Here is a 25,194-nt window from a genome sequence, read left to right as displayed (position 1 = left end):
GAAAAACAACCAGATAATCACCCGGACTTCCGTTGCCTATTTCGGTGAACGCCAACGCCGCCACCGAAATACTCTCGACGTCCCTTCTCCCCCAATTCTGTCGACTAAAACTTATAGTGTTCTTTGCTCAGCCCGTATTTTCTCATGCGTAAATACAATTTTTTACGCGGGATTTGTAAATACTCCGCCACTTCATTAATGCGCCCCTGATGAATATTTAGCGCTTCAGTAATGATCTGTCGCTCGTACTCTTCAACCCGCCGATCGAGCGGTGTTGGTTCAGGCAGATGCAGCTGCGGATTCGCGGTTTCAGCCAGCGGGAGTAGCCCAACGGCAAAAAGCTCGGCGGCATTCGCCAGTTCCCGGACATTACTTAACCACACGCGGCGCCGCATGCCTTTCAGTAACTCCCCTTCAACCTCGGGCACGGGATGGTTCAGGCGCAGACAGGCTTTCTGCAGGTAATGACGAAACAGCGGCTCAATATCATCCGGACGCTGTGACAGCGGCTGACAACCGATTTGCGTCATCGCAAAACAGTAGTAGAGTTCGGCCACAATCTGGTTGGTTGCCGCCAGTTCCACTAACGATGTGTCACCAATGCCTATCAGACGAAACGGACGCCGCTCCTGGCTTTGTAGATGCACCAGATGGTGCTGCTGTTCACGCGTCAGGCATTCAATATGGCTCAGGACCAGCGTTCCTCCTTGCGCCTGTGCAATAAGGTCATTGAGTAGTCCCGCGTTCCCGGGCGTCAGTTCACCGCGGATAAACGGCCCATCAGCGCTGCGCCCAAGCTGATGCAAATACCGGGCTCCGGTCATACGTCCTGTCCCGGGCTCGCCATAAAACCAGACGGCAATATCCGTTTCCGCCAGGTGTTGCAGACGTTGACGATACTGATTGACCCAGTCGCTGTAGCCGAGCAGTTCAACCTGAAGTTTTTGCTGGCAATAATGGCGACGGGCAATCACGGATTTTCTCTGACGCAGTGCATCCTCTGCCAGCGACAGCAGTTTGCCGGGGTCGACCGGTTTTTGCAGAAAGTCCCATGCGCCTTTCTTTACTGCCTCCACCGCCATCGGGACATCGCCATGCCCGGTGATAAGCAGGATTGGCAACTGATTATCATCCTGATGAAACAACGTCATCAGGTCTATTCCATTGCAGCCAGGCATACACACGTCGCTCAGAACAATCCCCGACCAGTCGGCCTGCAGCCAGTTTCGGGCATCAAAAGGGTTATTGCATGCGTAAACACGGTACCCCTCTTGTTCAAGCAACAGAGTGTAAGCGTCGAGAACATCGGCATCATCATCAATCAGCAGAACAGAATAGTCATCACACAACATCGTTTACATCCGTCAGATTAAATTGCAGAACGACGCAGGCATTACGCCCCGGTGTCGATGCCAGGCGCAGCTCGCCGTTCATTTGCCCCATTAACGATACACAAATCGATAAGCCAATACCGAGCCCCACATCCTTACTGGTGGTAAACGGCTTTAACAGTGATGGCAATAACGCCTCAGGCCAGCCGGGGCCGTTATCGCAGACAAAGACGCACAATCGGCTGCCCTCAGCCTGCCAGTGAACCTCTATTTGCGCGCCAGTCGGACTGGCATCCAGCGCATTTGCCAGTACGTTTACCAGCACCTGCTGAATACGCACTTCATCACCTGTCACCCATACACTCTGGGCTGGAAGCGTCAGCGTACCCTGCTGAGGCTTATGCCGCATGGCCAACAGTTCCCAGGCGGCGCTGAATGTTTGTCGCAGATCGACCGGATGCAAAGGCGCGCCCGGCTCAGCCCGACGTGCAAACTGACGCAGCGAACGGATAATGGCATCAATACGGGTAATCAGCCCCTCCGCTTTGGTTAATGTACTTCTGGCCTGAGCGGATTGTCCTTGTTCAATTGCCCTTCCCGCCGTAAACAGGTACATCGACAGCGCATTCAGCGGTTGGTTAATCTCGTGCGCCAGCGTGGTCATGGTCTGTCCAACCACTGCCAGTTTTGCCGTCTGGATCAGTTCATCCTGCGTTGCCCGGAGATCGGACTCAATCTCCTTGCGCTCTGTCACTTCCTGCTCCAGCTGATTTTTTTGCGCACTCAACTGGCCCAGAGTATGGCGCAGCAATCCTGCGATGCGCCCGAGCTCATCGCGCCCATAAACCGGGATGGTGGCATCCGTTCTGCCAAGACCAATTTGCACCACGGCCTGGTTGAGTGCGGTAAAACGCTTCACCAGACGCGAACGAATAAAGTAATGGTTGAGCCCCCAGGCGAGAAGTAGCGCCAGCAGCGTCGCCAGCAGAATAAGTCCACCGCTGACGCGAACAATTTGTTCCAGTCGCTGGTTAAACATCTGCATTTGCTGATGGCTACTCCCCAACTGCGCCTCAAGCAGTGTCCGAAAGCGCCCGAGCGTTGCCTCTCTGGCATGGTTAGCATCAACGAGCGCTTTTTGCGCGGCGACATAATCGCGCATGGTATCGGGCATTTTATTTTTCATCATCCCGATTTCCAGTAACTCATCAATGGTTTGCCGCAGGGTGATAGTACTGGGCCAGTCATCGAGGGTACGAATATTTTCATCGGCCGTTTTCTTCAGATTCTCCAGATAGCGGATATGATTCTCCACCAGCATTCCGTCGTCGCTACCCGACTTCAGGTCATTGAGCCTGTCGCGTAAATCATCCACGATCTGATTTTCAATTCTTGCCAGGGTGTAAACCTGCTGCTGCTCGTTTTGTACTTCTCTGGCACGTTTGAGATACTGCGCTGCATCGCCGTTTTTGGCCTCAATTTGATCCAGCAACGTCCCCTGCTGCCAGGTAAAATCCTGCACCAGCGAATTCAGCTCGGTAGTAAAATCATCATGTAGCCAGTCGATGCGCGCGGAGAGTTCACTCACCTTTTCGCGCACGAGGAACATGTTGTAGAGCACCCGGTCCAGCTCCGCCATCAGCGCCCGACTGTCTTGCAAAATCACCGCCAACTGCTGTTGTTCTGCCGATTGTAATCCCCGGCTCAGCACCTCAATTTTGTCCAGATGAGAAATAATTTGATTGCGCAGTTGCAGCCTTACCATGGTGTTGGGGGCCAACAGGAATTCATTAAGCTGATCCACAACCAGGTTGAGATTTCCTTCTATCAAAAAAGCGGAATGTACGCGCGGGAAGTAATCATCAAGTGAATAGCGTATCTGCGAGCTCTGCTCATGCCAGGAGTACAAACTGACGCAGCTTACGCTCAACGTCAGTAATGCGCCCGTCAGAAACGCTCCCCGCAGGCTACTGCTGATGCTGAGCTGGCGCAGGCGTTGCAGTATCGAACCACCTTTCATTTTAACTCTTCCAGTTTGGATATCGCCTGACGCTGATTTTTAAGAAACCAGAGCTGCCACTCCATCATCTGCTGTTCGGCTACGCTTTTATTCTCAAATTGCGCAAGCCAGTCCTCATCTTCACTACTTCTGGCATCTATCGGGACGCTGGTCAGTAATGCTCTGATTTCGGGTAGCGGGCGTTTCAGGCGCGCTTCCGCACTGTATAGCGCCCGCCAGGCATCTTTCAGCTGCGCGAGTCGAAAACTGATGGCGGTATCAAACATCCGCTGCACCAGCTGTTGCCGCTTAAGGATCAGCCGATAATTAAGCGCGGGCTGGCTCATCAAAATAGCCTGCTGAGCGGCGCGTGGGTTATCAGGCGCGAGCTGCGTGACCGGATATTTCCCCGTGTTCGCATCCGCAAGGATCCGCTGTCCTTCCGGGCTTAACAGATAGCGGATAAAGCGACGCGCTTCGTTGGGGTGCTGGCTATTCTTGAGTACGGCAACATAGGTGGGTGACACCGCCGAGCGAGGGAAATAGGTAAAAGTAAGGTGCGGATCGTTAAGCAACAGGTTGGCATAGTTATCAATGACCGGCCCCGCTACGCCCAGACCGCTCTTAATTTTGTCGGCCACGCCAAAACTGCGTGATGAAATCGTTACCAGGTTACCGGCGCTGGCCAACAGCGTCGCCCAGCCCTCTTCCCACCCTTTCTGTTGCAGCAGCGACTCAACCATCAGGTGGTTGGTATCGGAACGCGACGGGCTACTCATCAACAGCGCGTTCTGATATTTAGGCTGCGTTAAATCCCCCCAGTCGGCAGGCGGCGGAAGATGCCGCGCTGCCAGCGCAGAACGATTAATCAACAGGCCAAACCCTGATATCGCCACTGCCACGGAGGTCGAGCGAATCGAGTCTGGCACCAGCCGCTGGCTTTCTGGCAGCGCATTATCGAAAGGAGCCAGCTTCTGATGCTCCTGAAGATGCTGCAACAGCATGGGTGATGAGGTCAAAATCAGATCGACGTTTTCTGCATTCGCAGTATCCAGCAACTGTTCCAGCGAACCGCTGGTCCGGTTTAACGTGCGAATCATCACTGACCCTGGCTCCGTCTGCCAGCGCTGGATAATCCAGGCCGTGGCCCCTGGGGAAAAGGTGGTCGCCATCACCAGCTCTTTACCCAGGACCTGGCAGCTCGCCGACAGCGACATAAAACAGAGCAAGAATGCCCAAAAACGTCCCCGGCCCAACAGTCTGTTTGTGATCCCGTTCATAAATACCAACATGTACAAAAAATAATATTGAGACAAAACTTACCCGTTTATCACCGCTGGGGGGAAGAATAAGGTTATTCGTAGAATAACCAAACGGAAAGTGACGACATCAGTAAAGAATACCCGAAAATGCAGCCTGAATTTGTTAATACCCGCACACGCCGATGATAAAAATGCCCGTGAAAGAATAGAATTGAAAATCCATTATTAAAAAAGAGTCAAAATCTGCCACGCCGCCCGAGAATTGAGTCAATAGTGACACATTTCATCAACTTGAGTTTCTTTGCCGTCTATTTCACTCTTCACTGCGAAAAATCCTGATATTCACATCAATAAAAAATTAGGTGATGATATGTTATCAATATTTAAGGCAGGACCAGCGGCGAATAAAGTCCCGGCGGAGAAAGTCCAGGCAACTTATGGCCGATACCGCATTCAGGCATTACTCAGCGTATTTCTTGGCTATCTTGCGTACTATATTGTGCGCAATAACTTCACGCTTTCGACTCCATACCTGAAGGAGCATCTGGATCTCAGCGCTACGCAGATTGGTTTACTCAGCAGCTGCATGCTTATTGCCTATGGGATCAGTAAAGGCATTATGAGCAGTCTGGCAGACAAGGCCAGCCCGAAAGTCTTCATGGCATGTGGCCTGATCCTGTGCGCTATCGTCAACGTAGGCCTGGGGTTCAGTACCGGATTCTGGATATTCGCCGCGTTGGTCGTTTTCAACGGTTTGTTTCAGGGGATGGGCGTTGGCCCTTCATTTATTACCATCGCTAACTGGTTTCCACGTAAAGAACGTGGACGCGTTGGCGCATTCTGGAATATCTCACACAACGTTGGCGGTGGTATTGTCGCCCCGATTGTTGGCGCCGCGTTTGCCATTTTGGGGAGTGAACACTGGCAAAGCGCCAGCTATATTGTTCCGGCCTGTGTTGCCGTACTGTTTGCTTTTATTGTGCTGATGCTGGGGAAAGGTTCACCACGCCAGGAGGGTTTACCGGCTCTGGAACAAATGATGCCGGAAGAAAAAGTCGTATTAAATTCCCGACACGCTGTCCAGGCGCCAGAAAATATGAGTGCCTTCCAGATCTTCTGCACCTATGTATTGCGTAATAAAAATGCCTGGTATGTTTCACTGGTAGACGTTTTTGTCTATATGGTGCGTTTTGGTATGATTAGCTGGCTGCCAATTTATTTATTAACCGAAAAACATTTCTCGAAAGAGCAAATGAGCATAGCTTTTCTGTTTTTCGAATGGGCGGCAATTCCTTCCACATTACTGGCGGGTTGGCTCACCGATAAACTGTTTAAAGGCCGTCGCATGCCGCTGGCCATGATCTGTATGGCGCTGATTTTCGTCTGCCTGATCGGTTACTGGAAAAGTGAATCGCTGCTGATGGTCACTATTTTTGCCGCCATCGTGGGTTGCCTGATTTATGTTCCGCAGTTCCTGGCCTCCGTTCAGACCATGGAAATCGTCCCCAGCTTCGCAGTAGGTTCTGCGGTAGGGTTACGCGGATTCATGAGCTACATTTTTGGCGCATCGCTGGGAACCAGCCTGTTTGGCGTGATGGTCGATAAAATGGGATGGCATGGCGGCTTCTATCTGTTGATGGGCGGGATTGTATGCTGCATCCTGTTCTGCTACCTCTCCCATCGCGGCGCGCTGGAGCTCGAACAACAACGGAAAAACGCTCAGCAAGAGGAAGCGTCACTCCAGTTGGCTGATGCCCGGTAGCCGATTTCAGTCTCGCAAAAAGTGCCAGCGACGCTGGCACTTCAATACATTCAGATAAAGAATAAATAGCTCAACGTGATAATTTATTGCTTACCGTAACCCACCATAAAGCGGATGATCAAACCGCATGCTGGGGCAAGAAAAAGGAATAATCCGGTAACCATCTCGTTACCATTGGTCAACTGCATAGTAAAAACGTAAATTAATGCCGTGAGTATGGCCATGCCGATAAAAGCACTTATTGACGCCGCAGCCCCCATAACCTGCCAGATATAGCAACTGACGCTCAGAATGCTCAACGCGAGAAAGATCCAAAAATAGAACATAGCGATACCTCCTGTTTGCCGTAAAAATTTACGTAAGTCCTTACACTCCCTTGAATTTATATTCTAAGACAATTCCCAATAGTTCGCAATTTAAGCAACATTTTCGTTACAAAAATCACCCAATCGCTGACTAATAATTTATTCGACTGCCGTTTATTTAATCGTCATAAAAACAACGCATTATATATCGACTCATTTTTGACCTTAATCGCCGTAAAAACATTTACGAATCTTGAGTAATTATTTCTGGCTGACATTAATATTCGGGTGTACATTGAGCGTCCGATCATTCATGCCCCTTCCTGGTTTTGTCCTGACTCAGTTTTACACTCTTTACAGGAACCAATGTCGTTCATGGCGGCCTAACGATCAGTACAGACTGTAAAGCGGCAGACTAAAGAATCTTCGCGATACACCTATTTCGTATCAACAACAGGTGCTTATGTTCCCCCAATGTAAATTTTCACGCGCGTTTTTGCATCCGCGCTACTGGCTCACATGGTTTGGCGTCGGTGTGCTCTGGTTACTGGTACAACTTCCCTATCCCGTGTTGTGTTTTCTCGGTACCCGTACAGGAACGCTGGCTCGTCCATTTTTAAAGCGCCGTGAATCTATTGCTCATAAAAATCTCGAACTCTGTTTCCCAAATCTGTCGCAAGAAGAAAGAGACAAACTGGTCGATGAGAACTTCCGTTCACTCGGCATGGCCCTGCTTGAAACGGGTATGGCCTGGTTCTGGCCGGATCGCCGGGTACGCAAATGGTTTGATGTAGAAGGGCTGGACAACCTGAAACGCGCACAGATGCAAAACCGTGGCGTGATGGTGGTAGGCGTACACTTTATGTCACTCGAGTTGGGTGGTCGCGTAATGGGACTTTGCCAACCGATGATGGCAACCTATCGCCCGCACAACAATAAGTTGATGGAGTGGATCCAAACCCGCGGTCGTATGCGCTCCAACAAGGCCATGATCGGCAGAAATAATCTGCGCGGTATTGTCGGCGCCCTGAAAAAAGGGGAAGCAGTATGGTTTGCCCCCGATCAGGACTACGGTCGTAAAGGGAGTTCATTCGCCCCCTTCTTCGCAGTCAAAAACGTCGCGACCACCAACGGTACTTACGTGCTGTCACGGTTATCGGGCGCAGCGATGCTGACCGTAACCATGGTGAGAAAAGCAGATAACTCCGGTTACCGCCTGTTCATCACGCCAGAAATGGAAGGTTATCCAACAGATGAAAGCCAGGCAGCGGCGTATATGAACAAAATTATCGAAAAAGAGATCATGCGCGCACCCGAGCAGTATCTCTGGATCCACCGTCGCTTCAAAACTCGCCCGATGGGTGAAGCCTCGTTATATATCTAAAAAGAAAGGCCGAAAGGCCTTTCTTTTTTTCTGCGCCTGAATTACTTCACGCCCCACTTGTTCTGTAATTCAGCCATTCGCTCATTGTAGTTACGGGCTATACACGCTGGCTTATCCTGCTCTTTCCAGCATTCGTTACGCCCTTTCACCCAGCCGCGTTGCTCTGCTTTGAGCGTCGGGTTATTACTCGATTTCACCAGCGCCTGCTTGTAGGCCCCGTTCAATGCCAAATCCATGGCTGAGAGCGAAGGACTTTGACAGATAACCTCTTCGATACTGCCCTTTGCTACCGCAGAACAGGAAAAAGAAGGCCCGTTGCTGGTCGATTTCTTTGCCCCTGAAAAGTCGATATTGTCTTCAGGCAGGCAAATCCCGTGCTTACGATTAGGCCCGGTCCAGGAAACGTCCGGATTCCCGTCATCTTTACGGGAGATAGACACGGTATTGTTACCGCTTTTTGCTTCCCAGTAATTTTCATTGAAGGCCTTTACCGTCGCCTTAGTGCCATCAATCCAGATATTGCCTTTACCATCACTATTCACACCACCAATACTTGCGCAGCTGAAATTGAATGCCATCGGCGAGGCCGCCATCGACGTCACTGGCGTAAGAACGAGTGCTAACATCATTAATCTGGTCATTTTTAACCTTTTCATAATCTCATTCCGCGAAAAATTAACCGCATTAACATCATGGAGATATGAGAATTCTCCGAGTAAACATTTCGTCGCTCAATAGCAATTTATTACCGACAGAAATTAAACTGTCGCCGAATCACGACACTTGTAAGTTATTAAAATTAAATAAAAAAATGCCCCTTGTCTCACCTCATTTTTAGGCGTACATTAGCGCCGTCTGGAGCATAAAAGCTCAGAATTCTGAGGTGATGCAGACAAGCAAACGAAGGGAATTCTCCATTTCGTTTACGCGTGCATCAGCTCTCTGTCAGGTTAGCATATGTTCATTTAGACGTACCTCAGGTACGCGGAGAGATGAAAAGTGAAATATTTCTTTATGGGCATTTCTTTTATGGTCATCGTTTGGGCCGGTACTTTCGCCCTGATGATCTAAATTAAAAGACGCAGCAAAAAAAACAGGAGCCTGATGGCTCCTGTTTGCTTTTGGGGAAACGTGTTGTTAGTCGGTACTTTCAGTGGCCGATTTTGCACTGGCAGGCAGTAAGCCATCGGCGCGGAACATTGCTTTGATGCCACGGATCGCCTGGCGGGTACGGTCGCGGTTTTCAATTAACGCAAAGCGCACGTGCGTATCACCATAATCACCAAAACCAATCCCCGGCGAAACGCATACCTTCGCCTCGTTCAGCAGTTTCTTGGCAAATTCAAGTGATCCCATCGCGGCGTATTGCTCTGGGATTTTCGCCCAAACGTACATCGAGGCCTTGGGCATCTCGACCATCCACCCGGCTTCATGCAGCCCCTTAACCAGCACATCTCGACGACGTTTATATTGCTCAGCAATATCCCGCACGCACTGCTGATCGCCTTCCAGCGCGGCGATTGCTGCAACCTGCAACGGAGTAAAGGTTCCATAATCGTGATAGCTCTTAATTCGAGCCAGCGCGTTCACCAGCGTTTTGTTACCTACCATAAAACCGATACGCCAGCCCGCCATATTGTAGCTTTTCGATAGGGTGAAAAACTCCACCGCGACATCACGAGCGCCCGGTACCTCCATAATCGACGGCGCTTTCCAGCCATCGTAGACGATATCGGCATAGGCCAGGTCATGAACCACCAGCACGTCATAGCGTTTAGCCAGGGCCACAACTTTTTCGAAGAACTCCAGCTCGACGCACTGCGCAGTCGGGTTGGAGGGAAAACCTAAGATCATCATCTTCGGTTTCGGGTAGCTTTCGCGAATCGCGCGCTCCAGCTCATTAAAGAAATCGACGCCTTCGACCAGCGGCACTGAACGTACCTGCGCGCCGGCAATCACCGCGCCATAAATATGGATCGGATAGCTCGGGTTCGGTACGAGGACCGTATCGCCGTGATCCAGCGTGGCCAGCATCAGGTGCGCCAATCCTTCTTTCGAGCCAATCGTCACAATCGCTTCGGATTCCGGATCGATCTCAACGTCATAGCGTTCCTGGTACCAACGGGAAATCGCCCGACGCAGACGCGGAATGCCGCGCGAGGTGGAGTAACCGTGCGTATCCGGGCGCTGCGCCACGGTACAGAGTTTTTCGACGATGTGAGGAGGCGTGGCCCCATCCGGGTTCCCCATGCTGAAATCGATAATATCTTCGCCGCGCCGACGCGCAGCCATCTTTAGCTCAGCAGTGATGTTAAAAACGTAAGGGGGAAGGCGATCAATACGCGTAAAGCGACGTTCAGGGCGGGAGTCAGCCATAATATCCTCAGATTAACGTTAGCGCCCGGACCGTCCGAGCGACGCTGCCACGATGGTGGCACGTTTAGAAAATAGCCTGAATAATTTCCTTCTGTCGAGAGGCAAAACAAAATATTTTTTATTGAGATAAAAGAGGAAGTGCCAGAAAAAATGAGGAAATAAAATTTTTCACACTCCGCTTAAAATTACCACCATTTAACATTTTATTGTTAAACATATTACTTTTCGCGCTCCATTGACAGGACAGGCATTGTAAATACAACAATCATGCAACAATCCCCTTTTAATATTAAGGTTTTTCCCCATTAGCCACAGGCTGCGCGGGTGCTGGTCATCCAGCCTCAGGTTACCTATCATAGAGGTTTAACCCTTGCGCAAGAGTCACCCGTGCACGAAATATTCAATATGCTGCTGGCGGTATTCGACCGGGCAGCACTGATGCTGTTCTGTCTGTTTTTCCTGATTCGTATCCGCCTGTTTCGCGAACTGTTGCACAAGTCAGCCCACTCCCCGAAAGAGCTGCTCGCCGTTACCGCGATTTTCTCAATGTTTGCCCTGTTCAGTACCTGGTCCGGCGTACCGGTTGAAGGCTCACTGGTTAACGTACGTATTATCGCCGTCATGTCAGGGGGAATTCTGTTCGGTCCCTGGGTCGGTATCATTACAGGCCTGATCGCGGGCACCCACCGCTACCTGATCGACATCGGCGGCGTAACCGCCCTGCCCTGCTTTATCACCAGCATTCTGGCAGGCTGCATTGCCGGCTGGATCAACCGTAGGATCCCCAAAGCGCAGCACTGGCGTGCGGGTATTTTAGGCGGAATGCTGTGCGAATCTCTGACCATGATCCTCGTCGTCGCCTGGGCGCCCACCACCGAACTGGGGCTGGATATCGTCTCGAAGATCGGCATCCCAATGATTCTTGGTAGTGTCTGCATTGGTTTTATCGTCATGCTGGTGCAAAGCGTGGAAGGCGAGAAAGAAGCCAGCGCCGCGAAGCAGGCTAAGCTGGCTCTGGATATCGCCAACAAAACTCTGCCGCTTTTTCGCCAGGTCAATAGCGAATCGCTTCGCCAGGTGTGCGAAATTATTCGCCATGATATCCATTCTGATGCCGTCGCTATTACCAACACCCAGCACGTGCTGGCCTACGTTGGCGTGGGTGAACTTAACTACCGCGATAATGATGATTTCGTCAGTCCGACTACGCAACAGGCGATCAATTACGGAAAAATCATCATTAAAAACAATGATGAAGCGCACCGTACGCCGGAAATACACTCCATGCTGGTGATTCCGCTTTGGGAGAAAGGTGTTGTCACCGGTACGCTAAAAATCTACTACTGTCACGCCCACCAGATAACCTCCTCACTACAAGAAATGGCCATCGGCCTGTCGCAAATTATCTCGACTCAGCTGGAAGTCTCCCGGGCGGAGCAGCTACGCGAAATGGCAAATAAGGCAGAGCTGCGTGCGCTACAAAGTAAAATAAATCCCCATTTCCTGTTTAACGCCCTGAACGCAATTTCATCGTCGGTGCGACTGAATCCAGACACAGCGCGCCAGCTGATTTTTAATTTATCGCGCTATCTTCGCTATAATATTGAATTAAAAGACGATGAGCAGATCGACATCAAAAAAGAGCTGTATCAAATCAAGGATTACATCGCCATCGAACAGGCCCGTTTTGGCGACAAGCTGACTGTTATTTATGATATCGATGAAGAGGTAAGCTGTTATATTCCCAGCCTGCTGATTCAGCCGCTGGTAGAGAACGCTATCGTCCATGGGATTCAGCCCTGCAAAGGAAAAGGGGTGGTCACCATCAGCGTTGCGGAGTGCGGTAATCGGGTACGGATTGCCGTGCGGGATACGGGCCACGGCATCGATCCAAAAGTGATTGAACGGGTCGAATCCAATGAAATGCCGGGCAATAAAATTGGTCTGTTAAATGTGCATCATCGCGTTAAGCTGCTCTACGGCGAGGGCCTCCATATCCGCCGTCTGGAGCCAGGCACAGAGATTGCCTTTTATGTGCCTAATCAGCACTCGCCCGCAGCCGCACCGGTCACATTGTTGCTTTAACCAGGAGTGAAGTCGTGAAAGTCATCATTGTTGAAGATGAATTCCTGGCCCAACAGGAACTTAGCTGGCTGATAAAAGAGCACAGCCAGATGGAGATTGTCGGCACATTTGACGACGGTCTGGACGTGCTGAAATATCTCCAGCACAACCGCGTTGACGCCATTTTTCTGGATATCAATATTCCCTCGCTGGATGGCGTCCTGTTGGCGCAAAACATCAGCCAGTTCGCGCACAAGCCCTTTATTATCTTTATTACCGCGTGGAAAGAGCACGCTGTTGAAGCCTTTGAACTGGAGGCTTTTGACTACATCCTGAAGCCGTATCAGGAATCACGCATCGTCGGCATGCTGCAAAAGCTGGAAGCAGCCTGGCAGCAACAGCAAACGGGAACCTCGCCTGCCAGTCCGGTGACCCGCGAAAACGATACGATCAATCTGATCAAAGATGAGCGGATCATCGTGACCCCGATCAACGACATCTACTACGCAGAAGCCCATGAAAAGATGACGTTTGTCTACACCCGGCGCGAATCGTACGTGATGCCGATGAACATCACTGAATTTTGCAGCAAATTGCCTGCTTCGCATTTCTTCCGCTGCCACCGCTCGTTCTGTGTGAATCTGAATAAAATCCGCGAGATCGAACCCTGGTTTAACAACACCTACATTTTGCGCTTAAAAGATCTGGAATTTGAAATCCCGGTGAGTCGGAGTAAAGTGAAAGAGTTCAGGCAGTTAATGCACTTATAGCGCAGAGAAAGAGCGATGAAAGAGCCAGGCCTCCCCGCAGACCAACAGTTTTTCGCCGATCTGTTCAGCGGCCTGGTATTGAACCCGCAGCGTCTTGGCCGCGTGTGGTTCGCGACCCATCCCCCCACGTTTCCGTCCGGCAGTTTGTGTATTGACCTTCCGCGCCTCGATATCGTGCTGCGTGGCGAATACAGTAATCAACTGGAAAAACAGCAGCATAGCCTGCCTGAAGGCGACATGCTGTTTATCCCGGCGAAAGCGGCGAATTTGCCCGGCAGCGATAACCCCGTGATGCTACTGAGTCTGGTGTTTTCTCCGGCCTGGCTGGGGCTCTCTTTTTACGATAATCGAACGGCATCGCTGTTACGTCCTATCCGCCGTATTGAGTTACCACATCCGCAGCGCGGCGAAGGCGAGGCGATGCTCACCGCATTAACCCATTTAAGCCGCTCTCCTCAGGCCCAGGATATTATTCAGCCGCTGGTGCTTAGCCTGCTGCATCTGTGTCGTAGCGTGGTGAATACCCGCCCTGACACAGAGCGTCCGCGCGCTGAATTTCTCTATCACAGTATGTGTAACTGGGTGCAGGATAACTATGCCCAACCGCTGACCCGGGAAAGCGTAGCGCAGTTTTTTAATATCACGCCCAACCACCTGTCAAAAGTGTTTGCCCAGCACGGCACCATGGGGTTCGTCGAGTACCTGCGGTGGGTCAGAATGGCGAAGGCGCGCATCATCTTACAGAAATACCATCTGTCGATTAGCGAAGTCGCACAGCGGTGCGGGTATCAGGACAGTAATTATTTCTGCCGCCTGTTCCGGCGTCAGTTTGGCCTGACGCCGGGAGAGTACAGCGTACGTTTTCAGTCAGCACGTTAAGTGAGACAACACCAACAGGTTAGTAATATCCGTTTGCATCGTTGTAAAATAACGGCATGTAGCTCCCCCTGCAGGCTTACTCAATAAAGTGAATATGCGATGAAAAACAGACGTGCACTCTCCCTGATGTGTTTTCAGATGCTGGAATCAGGTGCGGATCGTCAGACCGTGAAAAGAGCCCTTACCTCCCGCCGTGTTAAAGCTCGCCAGGCGGTAGTTCTGCTCTGTAAGCAAGAAATGACGCTCTTAAGAGCCGGGAAACTGCCGGTGCCAAACGCGCCACATTGATGATGTCGCTTTCCGGTCGCGTTCATCCAGCCTGCAACCAGATCGTCGCAGGCTGGAGAGCGCTCTTTCAATGAAGCTTAAAACGTCAGTTCCGCCTCCAGCAACGCGAGAATACTGTCGGCATTTTCAGCGGCAAACAACGACTGGCGGAACGGCTTGTTCACCAGCTTACGCGCCAGCTGCGAGAAGACCTTCACGTGGTTAATGCCTTCATCAGCCCCCAGCGTCAGCATGATAACCAGTTCCACTTCGCCCATCTCTGACTGCCAGTCAACGGGATAAGCAAGCCGGGCAATACTGATGCTGGAATGGCGGATCCACTGGGACTTAGTGTGCGGAATAGCCACACCAAAACCGACAGCAGTGGTGACTATCTCTTCGCGCTGCCAGATATCTTCCTCCAGCTCAAACGGATGTTCAGTTCGCCCATTAACACCAAGATTGCCGCACAGAAACTGAATCACCTGCTCTTTGTTACTCAGAGATTCACCAACAAAGATGTTCTCCCGCGCCAGCAGCGGACGCACGTCTTTCTGCGGTGCAAACTGGTTTAGCAGATCTTCTATCTCTTGAGCGCTACGGCACTCACAGGCCCGTATGGCGAGTTCACGGCATGCCTGGCCCTCCAGTTGACGAAGCTGACTTTTCACCGCCGGAATACGTGGACTGCTCATGCTCAGCTCGTCGAGTCCTAAGCCCAGTAGCAGCGGTAAATAGCGTCCTTCGCCCCCCAGTTCGCCGCAAATGCCCACCCATTTACCGCGTTCGTGCGCCACACGGACAATCTGCTGCAACATTCGCAGGAACGACGGCGTAATCGGGTTGTACAACGGCGAAACGCGCGGGTTATTACGATCGACGGCGTACAGGTACTGGGTCATGTCGTTTGAACCAATACTGAAGAAATCCACCTCATCGCAGAAATGGTCGATGATGTAGCACACCGACGGCACTTCAACCATAATCCCCAATGAAATTGTCGGAGCATGGCGTAAACCGTCGGCTTTCAGTGCCACCAGCGCTTTTTGCAGTTCGCTTTTTACCCACAAAATCTGGTCAAGGCTGTGCACCATTGGGATCATCAGCTGCGCATTGCCGAAGGTTGCCGCACGTAAGATGGCGCGCAGCTGCGTGCGAAACAGTCCGGCAAACTGCGGATAAATTCGCACCGCGCGGTAGCCCAGGAACGGATTATCTTCCTGCGGAATATTGAGGTAACGGATATTTTTATCCCCCCCAATATCCATGGTGCGAAAGATAACCGGCTTGTCGCCCGCGGCCAATAAGACCTGCTGGTAGGCTTCAAACTGTTCCTGCTCGTCGGGAGCGCTGTCGCGGTCCATAAACAGCATTTCAGTACGAAACAGCCCAATCCCTTCCGCGCCATTGGCAAACGCCCCCGGCGCTTCCAGCGCGGTACCGATATTCGCTGCAACGTCAATACGCTGATTATCTTTGGTCAGCGCGGGCTGGGCGGCATCAAGCGCCTGCCGCCGCTGGCATTCATCGGCCAGCTTCTGCGCAATCGCGTAATAACCGCGAACCGCATCGTCCGGATTGATGGCCAGTACCCCACAGCGGGCATCCAGTACCGCATGCTGGCCTGCATAGCGGCTAATGGCCTCCAGCGGCAAGCCGCTAAGCACCGGTATAGCCGACGCGCGAGCGAGGATCAGGGTATGCGATGTACGCCCTGTTTTCTCCAGGATCATGCCTGACAGATGCTGCAAATTGAGGCTTAAAAACTGGCTGGGCGTCAAATCCTCAGCGACCAGAATCGTCGGCTTATTCAGCACCAGCGCATTGCGCGGACGTCTTTCAGGCCAGGTGATGTGCAGCAGTTGTTCGCTGATATCACGGATATCGCTAACGCGCTCGCGCAGGTAATCGCTACCGGAGGCCGACAGCTTGTCGCACACCTGCTCCATATTGGCGATAATCGCCGCCCCTAACCCCAGATGCTGCTCCAGCATTAAGCGACGAATATTCCCGGCAAACTCGTCGTCCTGAATCAGAGACAGATGGGCGCTGAGGATGGTTTTACTCTCACCCTCACGCTCGCGCAGTTGCTGATTGAGCTGTTCGGCAAGCGTCGCCAGACTATGCTCCAGCCGGGTATTGTCTTCCGCACTCGGCGCAATCGCGCGATAGCTTTCCAGATTATCGCTCTGCCAAAGCGTGAGCGAACCTGCCCCCACGCCTCCTGCCAGCACGGTGCCATAAAGAAGGTCTGGGTTGAGGCGAATCAGCGAACGCGGCAACGGATGCGCCGCCAGTTCCGCCGGCGTCGGCTGAACGCTGTCGCTGTCAATAAACCGGTGCAGGAGGTACTCCTCTAGCGCTCGTCGGGCCTGTTCTTCATCGCGACCGGTGATGGTTAAGCTACAACTGTCATTAAACAGCGTCCCGGTGCCAATCAGCGCCAGGGAGCTTTTCGCATCTGCCCTGGCGTTCTGGCGATGGTTAAGAAATATCACCTCACTTTGCCACTGGCTGCACTGCTCTTTCAGCTCCCACGCCGGACGCGCATGCAGGCCATTGGGTAGCGGGCAAAGAAATTGAATCGTTAGCATAACAACTCCTGATTAGCGCGAAATCAGCACCTGAAATCCGTCAGATGAACCACGGTTTCGCACGTAAGATGTGAAAGAAGAGCCGACAACAACTGCTGCGTCTGGATGATGTCACGGCAGTCGGCAATCGACGCCGCGCAGTGTCCATGCCGCGTAGCTGGCCCCATGACAACCGTGGGGATCCCCGTACCGCTTACGTGCACCGCCCCGCCGTCAGTGCCGCCGTTACTGAACATGTCAAACTGCAGGGTAATGCCCGCATCGGTGGCCACGCTTTCAACCCACGCCGTCAGCTTTGGCGAGGCAATCAGCGATTTATCGCTTAACACCAGCATCGGGCCATTACCAATCTGTCGATGGTTGGCCGCACCATGATCAAAGTTTTTGGCCCAGCAGGCGGTATCCAGCACGATCGCCACATCCGGGGCGACCGCGCGTGCTGCCGTTTGTCCTCCGCGCAGTCCCACTTCTTCACTGGAACTGGCCACCAGCCAGACCTCGCATGGGAGAATGGCGTTATGCCATTCGCGCAGCAGCGCCACCAGCAAATAACATCCAAGTCGATCATCAAAGGCTTTGCCCATGACTCGCTGGTGCGGCAAAACCTGAAACGTCGTGTCAAAGGTGACGCGATCGCCAGGGCGTACGCCGGCCTGAAGTACCTCGTCATAAGACCGCGCGCCAATGTCCACCTGCAGCGCACTGACGTCATTACCGCTGCGCACTCCGTCGAGCAGACCGGGAATTTTGCTCTCTTCACGGGTAGTGATCCGCACCGGCTGCAATTGCCTGGCCGCCATACGCACATTTCCCACCGGCAATACATCGATCGCTCCTTCGCTGGAAATACTGCGCACGATAAATCCCACTTCATCCATATGCGCGCAGATCATTACCTTCGGACCGGTTGATTCATTCAGACGGATCAGCACCGATCCCAGGCCGTCAAAGCGCACCTCTTTATGCAGACGATCCGCCTCTTCAAGCAGGATCTGCCGCACTTCCTGTTCTGAAGAGGCGATCGCGTCCGCCTCACTCAGCGCCTTCAGTAGCGATAAGTCCATTACGCTTCTCCCGTGTGTAACAATGTCTTCGCCATGGTGTTGAGCACCTCGCCGCCGTCTGGCGTAACCAGCACCACATCCTCAATACGCACGCCTCCCTGCCCCGGCAGATAAATACCCGGCTCAACGGTGAGCAGCATGCCAACCGCCAGAGGCGTCGCGTCGGTGGGGGAAAAACGGGGATTTTCATGCACCTCAATGCCGATAGCGTGTCCGGTATTGTGACCAAACTCATCACCATAGCCCGCCTGCGTAATGACCTGCCTGGCTGCGGCGTCAACCTCATGGCAACGCCGACCTGGTCGAATTGCTGCCACCGCCGCACGCTGCGCCGCCAGAACAATCTGATACACGGAAAACAGCGGGCTTTCTTGCGCTGGCTGGTTTGCGTCTGGGATGCGAAAGGTTCTCGTCATATCCGAACAATAGCCCTGATACTGCGCGCCAAAATCCAGCGTGATGAACTCACCCGCCTCGACACGCTTGTCGCTGGCTTTACCGTGCGGCAGCGCGCCGCGCCAGCCGCTGGCGACAATGGTGTCAAAAGAGGGTTTGTCTGCACCGCGCGTGCGCATGTACCACTCCAGTTCAGCGGCGATTTCGCGCTCACTGAGGCCGGGTTGAATAAAGCGGCGAATATGTTCAGCACTAAGGTCAGCTATCCGACAGGCTTTGCGAATGCAGGCTATCTCCTGCGCCGTTTTTACCTGCCGGAGCACATCCGGCACGGCACTCACTAGTCGCGCAAGCAGTTTGCCCGACCATCCATTCACCGTATTCCAGCTTACCTGCTCGCCTTCAAATCCCACCGTCTGCAGCTTTTCGTCAGCAATAATGTGATTCACCCGTGAATACAGCGTCTGCGCGCCATCAAGTAGATGGATCTGATAGCCCTGAGTACGCGTGGCAACATCGGTGTAGTAACGGGCGTCGACCAGAATATGCGCGCTTTGATGGCTGATAAACACAAACCCTGAACCGCTGGAGATCCCCATATGCGGCTGTTTATTCTGCCGCGATGACAGCAGCATCGCATCGAGATGTTGCGCCGTTAGCCAGTCACGCAGCGAGGCAAGTAAGCTCATGGTCACAATCCTTTTAATCAGAGGCTTTCAATCAGCAATTTGCCTTTGCGGTACATCATGTTGCGCAGGAACACCACCATCAGCGCCGTAATCACCGCACCTAACAGGATCCCCGCCATATAGACGCCGAGGTTAGTGACCAGCGGCCATGCCCAAATAGCCGATTCCGGGAACCACTGCACCGCCCCCAGCCAGACGGCAGCCGTCGATCCGACAATAGCGCCAACCATATAGGATGGAATTGCCGTGATGGGGCTTTCCAGTGCAAACGGGATCGCCCCTTCGCTGATGCCCATAAACGCGAGGAACATTGCCGTTTTCCCTTGCGGGTAGAGCTGTGCGCTGAACAGGCGTTTGCCAGTTAAGCGCCGATCGAGAAGCGTAGCCAACCCGAGGCCAATTGGAGGAATCACGATGGCAATAGAGCGTGCGGTTACCGGCAGAACGTGATCGGTAGTAAAGCTAAAGGCGACAAATCCTGCGGCTTTATTAATCGGACCGCCGAGGTCAATCGCCGTTGCCGCAGAAATCCCCATCGCGTACATCAGCGTGCCTTTCTCTCCAGCCGCCGTCAGCAGAGAACGAATTCCGCCGTTGATCCACCCGCCAAACGGCGTTATCACGTAATACATCGCCAACATGACGAAGATCGCGGAAAGAATGGGCAGTAAAAAGGTGGTTTTGAATGCCAGCAGGAAATCAGGCAACTGGATTTTTTGGTTCATCCACTTCACCAGATACCCGGCGACAATCGAGATAATCAGCGCGCCAATAAAGGTTGACGGGACGGGGGCACTGGTTGCCCATTGCAGCGTCGCTGGGTCAAAATTCAGTATCTGCGTGGGCTGAGTGGACATCAGTCCACCAATGAACCCCGCCGGAAACGCCAGCTTACCGCCGATAGAGTTGGCGACAAACGCGGCAAACATCGGAATAGCAAAACCAAACAGCACGCCGCCAAAAGATTGCGACAGCCAGGCAAACTTCAGTAATGAGAGATTAAAACCGCTGAATTTTCCGCTGTTCAGCGCATCCATGATGCCGGTGTCAGCAGGAATATCGAGCCAGCTATAGGCGATCAGTTGCGAGAAGGCGAGAATTACCCCGCCCATAATTAACGTCGGTACCATGCGAGAAATACCCGACATCACATGCTGCGGAAGTTCGCCCCAGAAGCTATTGTGGGAGGCCGGTGGATTTTTTATTGCCGCTGCCGCACCAGATGCGCCAGGCACAACGGTTGCACTGCGTTTTTTAATGGCCATACGTAATTCCCTGTCGATGATTATTGTTGTTCAGCGGCAACCATCTCTTCGATCTCTTTGATGATGCCGGCTGCATTTTTTATCGCGTCCTGTAACGTAATTTCGTAAACGTCACGCGACTCAAAACGCTCGTTATCTTCCGGAGTAACGGCAACAGAATGGATGATCAACGTTGCCTCTGCGATATCCTGCGCCGTCAGGCGATTTTGAATTCCGTCCGCACCCTGGGTTTCAATTTTCACTTCATAACCCGCTTCAACCGCGGCTTCTTCCAGCGCCTGAGCCGCCATAAAGGTATGGGCCAGCCCCATTGGGCACGCGCAAACGGCAATCAGTTTTTTGCTCATAATCATTTCCTCGTAATAGTTAACGAGTGAAATTATGGTCCGGGGAAAGTAACGACCGTTATCAGACAAATAATGCTTTTACTGGACAAATAATCCCGCCACTCGGAAATGTGACGAAGGTCGGAAAGGCGGGCGGCAGGCATAAAAAAACCGCGTAATAAACGCGGTCTTGCGGGATATGTGTAAGCCGGATAAGCGCTGTGCACCGTCCGGCGTTGGCCTTACAAAATATGACCCAGTGTCTGGCGCAGATGCGCACCGGAACCAAGCAGGCCCGGGTTATCATGCACGATCAGATATACCGGAATATCCTGTACGTAGGCTTTAAAACGCCCCTTATCCTCAAAACCACCACGGAAACCCGAAGCTTTAAAGAAGTCGAGGAAGCGCGGTACGATGCCGCCAGCGATGTACACACCGCCAAACGTGCCCAGCGTTAACGCCAGATCGCCGCCAAAACGCCCCATGATGACGCAGAACAGCGACAGCGCGCGACGACAGTCGATACAGGAATCAGCCAGCGCACGCCCGGTGATATCCTTCGGCTGCAGATTTTCCGGCAGGCGCCCGTCTGATTTGACGATGGCGCGATACAGATTAACCAGCCCCGGACCTGACAGTACGCGCTCTGCGGAAACGTGACCAATTTCCGCACGCAGGACCTCAAGGATAATCCCTTCTTCTTCGCTGTTAGGCGCAAAATCCACGTGACCGCCTTCACCAGGCAAGCTTACCCAGCGTTTATCTACATGAACCAAATGCGCCACGCCGAGTCCGGTACCTGCGCCATAGACAGCAATCGGTTTGCCTTCAACAGGTTCCGCACCGCCAAACTGGATCAAATGCTCTTTCTTCAGCATCGGGATCGCCATCGACACGGCGGTGAAATCATTGATGATTTCCAGATGGCTGAAGCCCAGATTTTTTTTCATCTCAGCAATAGAGAATGCCCAGGTATGGTTGGTCATTGCCACCCAGTCACCGGTAATCGGACAGGCAATGGCAATACAACCATCCTCGACGCTGACGCTATGCTCATCCAGGTATACGCGTACTACCGCCTCGAGGCTTGGGTAATCCAGCCCGGAATAGGTTTTTGCCTGCGAAATCTCGCCGCTGGCAATGTCGCACAGAGCAAGACGCGCGTTGGTGCCGCCAACATCACCTACTAAAGCATATTTTGTCATTCTTCCACTGCTCCGCTAAAGTCAGAATAAATCTTTGCCACACTGTAAATTCATGGGGGCATAACAACAACGCCCTGAAGGCTGATGCCCGTGGAAAATCGATCCAGATCACATAATTACTTTATCGTTTCAGCACCATTTGCAGCGATGCGGTTGCGCAGGCTGTGCAAACTATGTCTATGACTCTGTTTTAAGGAATAGAATATGCTTCATCCACGAGCCAGAACGATGCTCTTGCTATCAACTCCTGCGCTAATTATTGGTATTGCCTCCAGCCTGGTGTTGATCGTTGTGATGAAAGTGGCGTCCGTTTTACAGCAATTTTTGTGGGAACGCCTGCCCGTTAGCATCGGTATTGCCCAGGACTCTCCGCTGTGGATTATCGGCATGCTGACGCTCACGGGGATCATGGTCGGGTTAGTTATTCGCTACAGCCAGGGTCACGCGGGACCGGATCCTGCCTGTGAGCCGTTAATTGGAATGCCGGTCCCCACCTCAGCAATTCCGGGCTTGCTGGCAGCGCTCATCCTCGGCCTGGCGGGTGGCGTCAGTTTGGGTCCGGAACACCCGATCATGACCGTGAATATCGCACTGGCTGTGGCGCTCGGCAGCCGTATGTTTCCCCGCATTGCTAAGCTGGACTGGACCATCCTCGCCTCTGCCGGCACCATCGGCGCGCTATTTGGCACCCCCGTTGCCGCCGCGCTGGTCTTTTCACAAACGCTGAATAGCTCGGACAATGTTCCTTTGTGGGATCGCCTGTTTGCACCGTTAATGGCCGCCGCCGCGGGCTCGCTGACCACCAGTCTGTTTTTTCACCCCCATTTTTCACTGCCCATCGCGCACTACACGCAGATGCACGTGATCGATATCCTCAGCGGTGCGGTCGTTGCCGCCATCGCCATTGCCGCCGGGATGGTGGCTGTCTGGTGTCTGCCGCGTTTACACCATTTAATGCATCGATTGAAACACCCGGTCCTGATTCTTGGGGCTGGCGGCTTAATCCTCGGCATTTTAGGCGTTATCGGCGGACCGCTTACCTTGTTTAAAGGACTGGACGAAATGCAGCAAATGGCATTTAGCCAGACGCTGGGAGCATCGGATTATTTCATGCTCGCCGTGATCAAATTGGCGGCATTAGTGGTTGCAGCTGCGAGTGGTTTTCGCGGCGGGCGAATTTTCCCGGCAGTATTCGTTGGGGTCGCGCTTGGCCTGATGTTGCACGCCCACGTTGAAGCGGTGCCAGCGGCCATTACCGTCTCCTGCGCGATTCTTGGACTGGTGCTGGTCGTCACCCGTGACGCCTGGCTGAGCCTGTTTATGGCAGCAGTGGTGGTGCCAGATTCCACCCTGCTGCCGCTGCTGTGCATCGTCATGCTGCCCGCCTGGCTGCTGCTGGCGGGCAAACCGATGATGATCGCCGAGCGTACCGATAAGTAGTTAGCCTCCGTTACGCGTTTCCAGCGCACGGGTCACCGTGCGCAATAGCTCAGGAAGATCGGCTTTCGGTAGTACCACCTCAATTAACGACAATCGTTGCGGATGGGACAAACGGGCCAGCACTTCTTCCAGTTGTACCGCCTGCTCCACACGCCAGCACTCCGCCTGACATTCACGACGAAACGCCTGCGGCACCTGCGTCCAGTTCCAGGCGGCGATATCGTTATAGCGCTGATTTGCCCCATGTATAGCCCGCTCCACGGTATAGCCGTCATTATTTAGCAGCAAAATAACGGGAGATTGCCCGTCTCTGAGCATAGAGCCCAGTTCCTGAATGGTGAGCTGCGCCGCACCATCGCCAATAATCAGGATCACCCGGCGGTCCGGGCAGGCGGTTTGCGCGCCAAATGCAGCCGGGAGCGCGTAGCCGATAGACCCCCACAGCGGCTGAACCAGCACCTCCGCTCCACCGGGTAGCGTGAGCGCAGCCGCGCCAAATGCAGCGGTCCCCTGGTCGACGAGGATAATGTCATTGGGCGCCAGATACTGCTGCACCGTATGCCAGAAATTTTCCTGCGTCAGAGGTCCCTTCTCAACCTGAATACGTCTAACTGGCGGACGTTCTGGCGGCAGTGAAAAGGACATCTCCAGACACAGTTCCCGCAAGGTGGTTACCGCCTGCTCCATCGGAACGTTAAACCAACGGTTTCCAATCCGTGAGGCATGTGGCTGCACCTCAATCGTGCGCTCCTGTGGTAGCTGTTGCGTAAACCCGGCGGTCAGAGTGTCAACAAATTGTGTGCCAACACACACTATCGTGTCGGCATCTTCTATCGCCTGACGTACATAGTCGCTGCTGGCTCCAGCGCTGTAGGTGCCGACAAACGCCGGATGACGCTCATCGAATAGCCCTTTGCCCATCAACAACGTGGCGTGGGCCATCGGCGATTCCGCCATCCAGCGTTGCAATACCGGCTGCAGGCCAAAGCGTTGCGCGAGAACGTCTGCCAGAAGCGCTACGCGCGGGCTGTCCAGTAACCGCTCGCGGGCATGGTAGCGAAACGCTTCTGCCACGCTGCTTTCTGGCTCGCTCAGAGGAACAATCAGGATGTCATTCGGCGGCGTGGTCCGCTGTTTTGCCACATCAGCAGGTAACATCAGATAGCCCGGCCTGCGTTCGATGAGCATTGTTCGCAGCACGCGGTCAATTTCATAACAGGCGTTTTGTTCATCCAGCACTGTGCTGGCCGTCGTCACCGCCTGCTGCATACGATAAAAATGCTGAAAATCACCGTCCCCAAGGGTGTGATGCATCAACTCCCCGCGACGTTGAGCACCGCGACAGGGCGCGCCAACAATATGCAAAACAGGAACATATTCCGCATAACTTCCCGCGATACCGTTAATCGCGCTTAACTCACCCACACCAAACGTGGTGAGCAGCGCCCCCACCCCGGATACCCGGGCATAGCCATCCGCAGCATAAGCCGCATTCAACTCGTTCGCACACCCGACCCAACGTACGCTGGGATGTTCAATCACGTGGTCAAGAAACTGCAAATTATAATCGCCAGGCACACCAAAGAGATGGCCAACACCACAGCCTGCCAGCCTGTCCAGCAGATAATCAGCAACGGAATACGGGGTTTGCATGACAGCTTTCCTTCTGACGGTAACCTCATGTTGAGTATCGAAGAACTGTGATGACTGTCCAGGAAAGTCGCTGTGAAGGGGGTGGAAAGCAAGATGTACAGTTTTCATCCCTAAATTTAATTGCAGCTGGCCTTGTGTAAACGTATACACTCAAAGTCAC

The 25,194-nt window shown here is 52.9% G+C and carries 21 protein-coding genes; 8 read left to right on the top strand and 13 right to left on the bottom strand.

All coding sequences use genetic code 11. The features are described 5' to 3' along the window. Positions 1-104 precede the first annotated feature (104 nt). From pgtA to pgtC, 3 genes are read right to left on the bottom strand one after another with little or no spacing between them, the layout of a single operon-like run. On the bottom strand, positions 105-1,352 hold the full coding sequence (gene pgtA, locus HV302_RS07390) for a two-component system response regulator PgtA (RefSeq protein ID WP_181627106.1): 1,248 nt from the start codon (positions 1,350-1,352) through the stop codon (positions 105-107). After that, the gene (pgtB, locus tag HV302_RS07385) at positions 1,342-3,336 is read right to left on the bottom strand and encodes a two-component system sensor histidine kinase PgtB (RefSeq protein WP_181627445.1); all 1,995 of its coding nucleotides are present in this window, start codon (positions 3,334-3,336) and stop codon (positions 1,342-1,344) included. Before pgtB ends, pgtA begins: the two co-directional genes overlap by 11 nt. 11 nt (positions 3,337-3,347) lie before the next feature. Continuing rightward, positions 3,348-4,541: a phosphoglycerate transport regulator PgtC gene (pgtC, locus tag HV302_RS07380; protein ID WP_419095938.1), complete on the bottom strand. Its 1,194-nt coding sequence runs from the start codon at positions 4,539-4,541 to the stop codon at positions 3,348-3,350. A gap of 421 nt (positions 4,542-4,962) precedes the next feature. On the opposite strand from pgtC, the gene pgtP reads away from it, so the two are divergent. Beyond that, positions 4,963-6,354, top strand: a complete 1,392-nt coding sequence (pgtP, locus tag HV302_RS07375; RefSeq protein WP_016153890.1) for a phosphoglycerate transporter PgtP — start codon at positions 4,963-4,965, stop codon at positions 6,352-6,354. An 83-nt stretch (positions 6,355-6,437) separates the two neighbouring features. Here the strand turns inward: pgtP and HV302_RS07370 are convergent, their stop codons facing one another. Next, complete coding sequence (locus tag HV302_RS07370) at positions 6,438-6,680, bottom strand: DUF2545 family protein (protein WP_016153891.1); 243 nt, start codon at positions 6,678-6,680, stop codon at positions 6,438-6,440. A gap of 442 nt (positions 6,681-7,122) precedes the next feature. On the opposite strand from HV302_RS07370, the gene lpxP reads away from it, so the two are divergent. Next, positions 7,123-8,043 (top strand): kdo(2)-lipid IV(A) palmitoleoyltransferase, encoded by a 921-nt coding sequence (lpxP, locus tag HV302_RS07365; RefSeq protein ID WP_016157070.1) that lies wholly within the window; start codon positions 7,123-7,125, stop codon positions 8,041-8,043. Positions 8,044-8,084: 41 nt separating this feature from the next. Here the strand turns inward: lpxP and HV302_RS07360 are convergent, their stop codons facing one another. Next, entirely contained in the window at positions 8,085-8,699 is a 615-nt protein-coding gene (locus HV302_RS07360) for a lysozyme inhibitor LprI family protein (protein WP_016153893.1), read from the bottom strand. 343 nt (positions 8,700-9,042) lie between these two features. Between HV302_RS07360 and ypdK the strand changes: the two genes are divergently transcribed. Then, positions 9,043-9,114 (top strand): membrane protein YpdK, encoded by a 72-nt coding sequence (ypdK, locus tag HV302_RS07355; RefSeq protein ID WP_010723117.1) that lies wholly within the window; start codon positions 9,043-9,045, stop codon positions 9,112-9,114. Positions 9,115-9,180: 66 nt separating this feature from the next. On the opposite strand, the gene alaC is transcribed toward ypdK, so the two are convergent. Beyond that, entirely contained in the window at positions 9,181-10,419 is a 1,239-nt protein-coding gene (gene alaC, locus HV302_RS07350; RefSeq protein WP_016153894.1) for an alanine transaminase, read from the bottom strand. Positions 10,420-10,806: 387 nt separating this feature from the next. Between alaC and HV302_RS07345 the strand changes: the two genes are divergently transcribed. From HV302_RS07345 to HV302_RS07330, 4 genes are all read left to right on the top strand, one after another. Continuing rightward, on the top strand, positions 10,807-12,504 hold the full coding sequence (locus HV302_RS07345) for a sensor histidine kinase (protein ID WP_181627105.1): 1,698 nt from the start codon (positions 10,807-10,809) through the stop codon (positions 12,502-12,504). 14 nt (positions 12,505-12,518) lie between these two features. Beyond that, positions 12,519-13,253 carry a two-component system response regulator YpdB gene (ypdB, locus tag HV302_RS07340; protein ID WP_181221362.1) on the top strand — a complete coding sequence of 245 codons (735 nt, stop codon included), beginning with the start codon at positions 12,519-12,521 and terminating at the stop codon, positions 13,251-13,253. Between the two features lie 15 nt (positions 13,254-13,268). Continuing rightward, positions 13,269-14,132 (top strand): AraC family transcriptional regulator, encoded by an 864-nt coding sequence (locus tag HV302_RS07335; RefSeq protein WP_181627104.1) that lies wholly within the window; start codon positions 13,269-13,271, stop codon positions 14,130-14,132. A gap of 99 nt (positions 14,133-14,231) precedes the next feature. Continuing rightward, positions 14,232-14,420: a hypothetical protein gene (locus HV302_RS07330; protein WP_032931709.1), complete on the top strand. Its 189-nt coding sequence runs from the start codon at positions 14,232-14,234 to the stop codon at positions 14,418-14,420. A 77-nt stretch (positions 14,421-14,497) separates the two neighbouring features. On the opposite strand, the gene ptsP is transcribed toward HV302_RS07330, so the two are convergent. The 6 genes from ptsP to glk all read right to left on the bottom strand — a co-directional run bounded on the left by ptsP (position 14,498) and on the right by glk (position 21,941). Beyond that, positions 14,498-16,993, bottom strand: coding sequence for a phosphoenolpyruvate--protein phosphotransferase (ptsP, locus tag HV302_RS07325; protein WP_181627103.1), 2,496 nt, complete (start codon positions 16,991-16,993; stop codon positions 14,498-14,500). Between the two features lie 23 nt (positions 16,994-17,016). After that, positions 17,017-18,057, bottom strand: coding sequence for an aminopeptidase (gene ypdE, locus HV302_RS07320; RefSeq protein ID WP_181599023.1), 1,041 nt, complete (start codon positions 18,055-18,057; stop codon positions 17,017-17,019). Beyond that, entirely contained in the window at positions 18,057-19,142 is a 1,086-nt protein-coding gene (gene ypdF / locus HV302_RS07315) for an aminopeptidase (protein ID WP_181627102.1), read from the bottom strand. Before ypdF ends, ypdE begins: the two co-directional genes overlap by 1 nt. A gap of 17 nt (positions 19,143-19,159) precedes the next feature. Beyond that, positions 19,160-20,407, bottom strand: coding sequence for a PTS fructose transporter subunit IIC (locus HV302_RS07310; RefSeq protein ID WP_047499810.1), 1,248 nt, complete (start codon positions 20,405-20,407; stop codon positions 19,160-19,162). Between the two features lie 20 nt (positions 20,408-20,427). Continuing rightward, complete coding sequence (locus HV302_RS07305; RefSeq protein WP_003028254.1) at positions 20,428-20,754, bottom strand: PTS fructose transporter subunit IIB; 327 nt, start codon at positions 20,752-20,754, stop codon at positions 20,428-20,430. A 221-nt stretch (positions 20,755-20,975) separates the two neighbouring features. Next, the gene (glk, locus tag HV302_RS07300; protein ID WP_016153902.1) at positions 20,976-21,941 is read right to left on the bottom strand and encodes a glucokinase; all 966 of its coding nucleotides are present in this window, start codon (positions 21,939-21,941) and stop codon (positions 20,976-20,978) included. A 204-nt stretch (positions 21,942-22,145) separates the two neighbouring features. On the opposite strand from glk, the gene HV302_RS07295 reads away from it, so the two are divergent. Next, positions 22,146-23,381 (top strand): ion channel protein, encoded by a 1,236-nt coding sequence (locus HV302_RS07295; protein WP_053389666.1) that lies wholly within the window; start codon positions 22,146-22,148, stop codon positions 23,379-23,381. On the opposite strand, the gene HV302_RS07290 is transcribed toward HV302_RS07295, so the two are convergent. Then, positions 23,382-25,034, bottom strand: coding sequence for an alpha-keto acid decarboxylase family protein (locus HV302_RS07290; RefSeq protein WP_181627101.1), 1,653 nt, complete (start codon positions 25,032-25,034; stop codon positions 23,382-23,384). Positions 25,035-25,194 lie beyond the last annotated feature (160 nt).

Origin of the sequence: Citrobacter sp. RHBSTW-00859 (assembly GCF_013729795.1) — a bacterium.
Taxonomy (GTDB): domain Bacteria; phylum Pseudomonadota; class Gammaproteobacteria; order Enterobacterales; family Enterobacteriaceae; genus Citrobacter; species Citrobacter braakii.
This window is presented reverse-complemented; position numbering and strand designations above follow the sequence as displayed.

What these genes read in the sequence shown, in the direction of transcription:
- pgtA (WP_181627106.1), bottom strand. Translation starts at nt 1,352, where the DNA reads ATGTTGTGTGATGACTATTCTGTTCTGCTGATTGATGATGATGCCGAT.
- pgtP (WP_016153890.1), top strand. Translation starts at nt 4,963, where the DNA reads ATGTTATCAATATTTAAGGCAGGACCAGCGGCGAATAAAGTCCCGGCG.
- HV302_RS07370 (WP_016153891.1), bottom strand. Translation starts at nt 6,680, where the DNA reads ATGTTCTATTTTTGGATCTTTCTCGCGTTGAGCATTCTGAGCGTCAGT.
- lpxP (WP_016157070.1), top strand. Translation starts at nt 7,123, where the DNA reads ATGTTCCCCCAATGTAAATTTTCACGCGCGTTTTTGCATCCGCGCTAC.
- HV302_RS07360 (WP_016153893.1), bottom strand. Translation starts at nt 8,699, where the DNA reads ATGAAAAGGTTAAAAATGACCAGATTAATGATGTTAGCACTCGTTCTT.
- alaC (WP_016153894.1), bottom strand. Translation starts at nt 10,419, where the DNA reads ATGGCTGACTCCCGCCCTGAACGTCGCTTTACGCGTATTGATCGCCTT.
- HV302_RS07335 (WP_181627104.1), top strand. Translation starts at nt 13,269, where the DNA reads ATGAAAGAGCCAGGCCTCCCCGCAGACCAACAGTTTTTCGCCGATCTG.
- HV302_RS07330 (WP_032931709.1), top strand. Translation starts at nt 14,232, where the DNA reads ATGAAAAACAGACGTGCACTCTCCCTGATGTGTTTTCAGATGCTGGAA.
- ptsP (WP_181627103.1), bottom strand. Translation starts at nt 16,993, where the DNA reads ATGCTAACGATTCAATTTCTTTGCCCGCTACCCAATGGCCTGCATGCG.
- ypdE (WP_181599023.1), bottom strand. Translation starts at nt 18,057, where the DNA reads ATGGACTTATCGCTACTGAAGGCGCTGAGTGAGGCGGACGCGATCGCC.
- ypdF (WP_181627102.1), bottom strand. Translation starts at nt 19,142, where the DNA reads ATGAGCTTACTTGCCTCGCTGCGTGACTGGCTAACGGCGCAACATCTC.
- HV302_RS07310 (WP_047499810.1), bottom strand. Translation starts at nt 20,407, where the DNA reads ATGGCCATTAAAAAACGCAGTGCAACCGTTGTGCCTGGCGCATCTGGT.
- HV302_RS07305 (WP_003028254.1), bottom strand. Translation starts at nt 20,754, where the DNA reads ATGAGCAAAAAACTGATTGCCGTTTGCGCGTGCCCAATGGGGCTGGCC.
- glk (WP_016153902.1), bottom strand. Translation starts at nt 21,941, where the DNA reads ATGACAAAATATGCTTTAGTAGGTGATGTTGGCGGCACCAACGCGCGT.
- HV302_RS07295 (WP_053389666.1), top strand. Translation starts at nt 22,146, where the DNA reads ATGCTTCATCCACGAGCCAGAACGATGCTCTTGCTATCAACTCCTGCG.
- HV302_RS07290 (WP_181627101.1), bottom strand. Translation starts at nt 25,034, where the DNA reads ATGCAAACCCCGTATTCCGTTGCTGATTATCTGCTGGACAGGCTGGCA.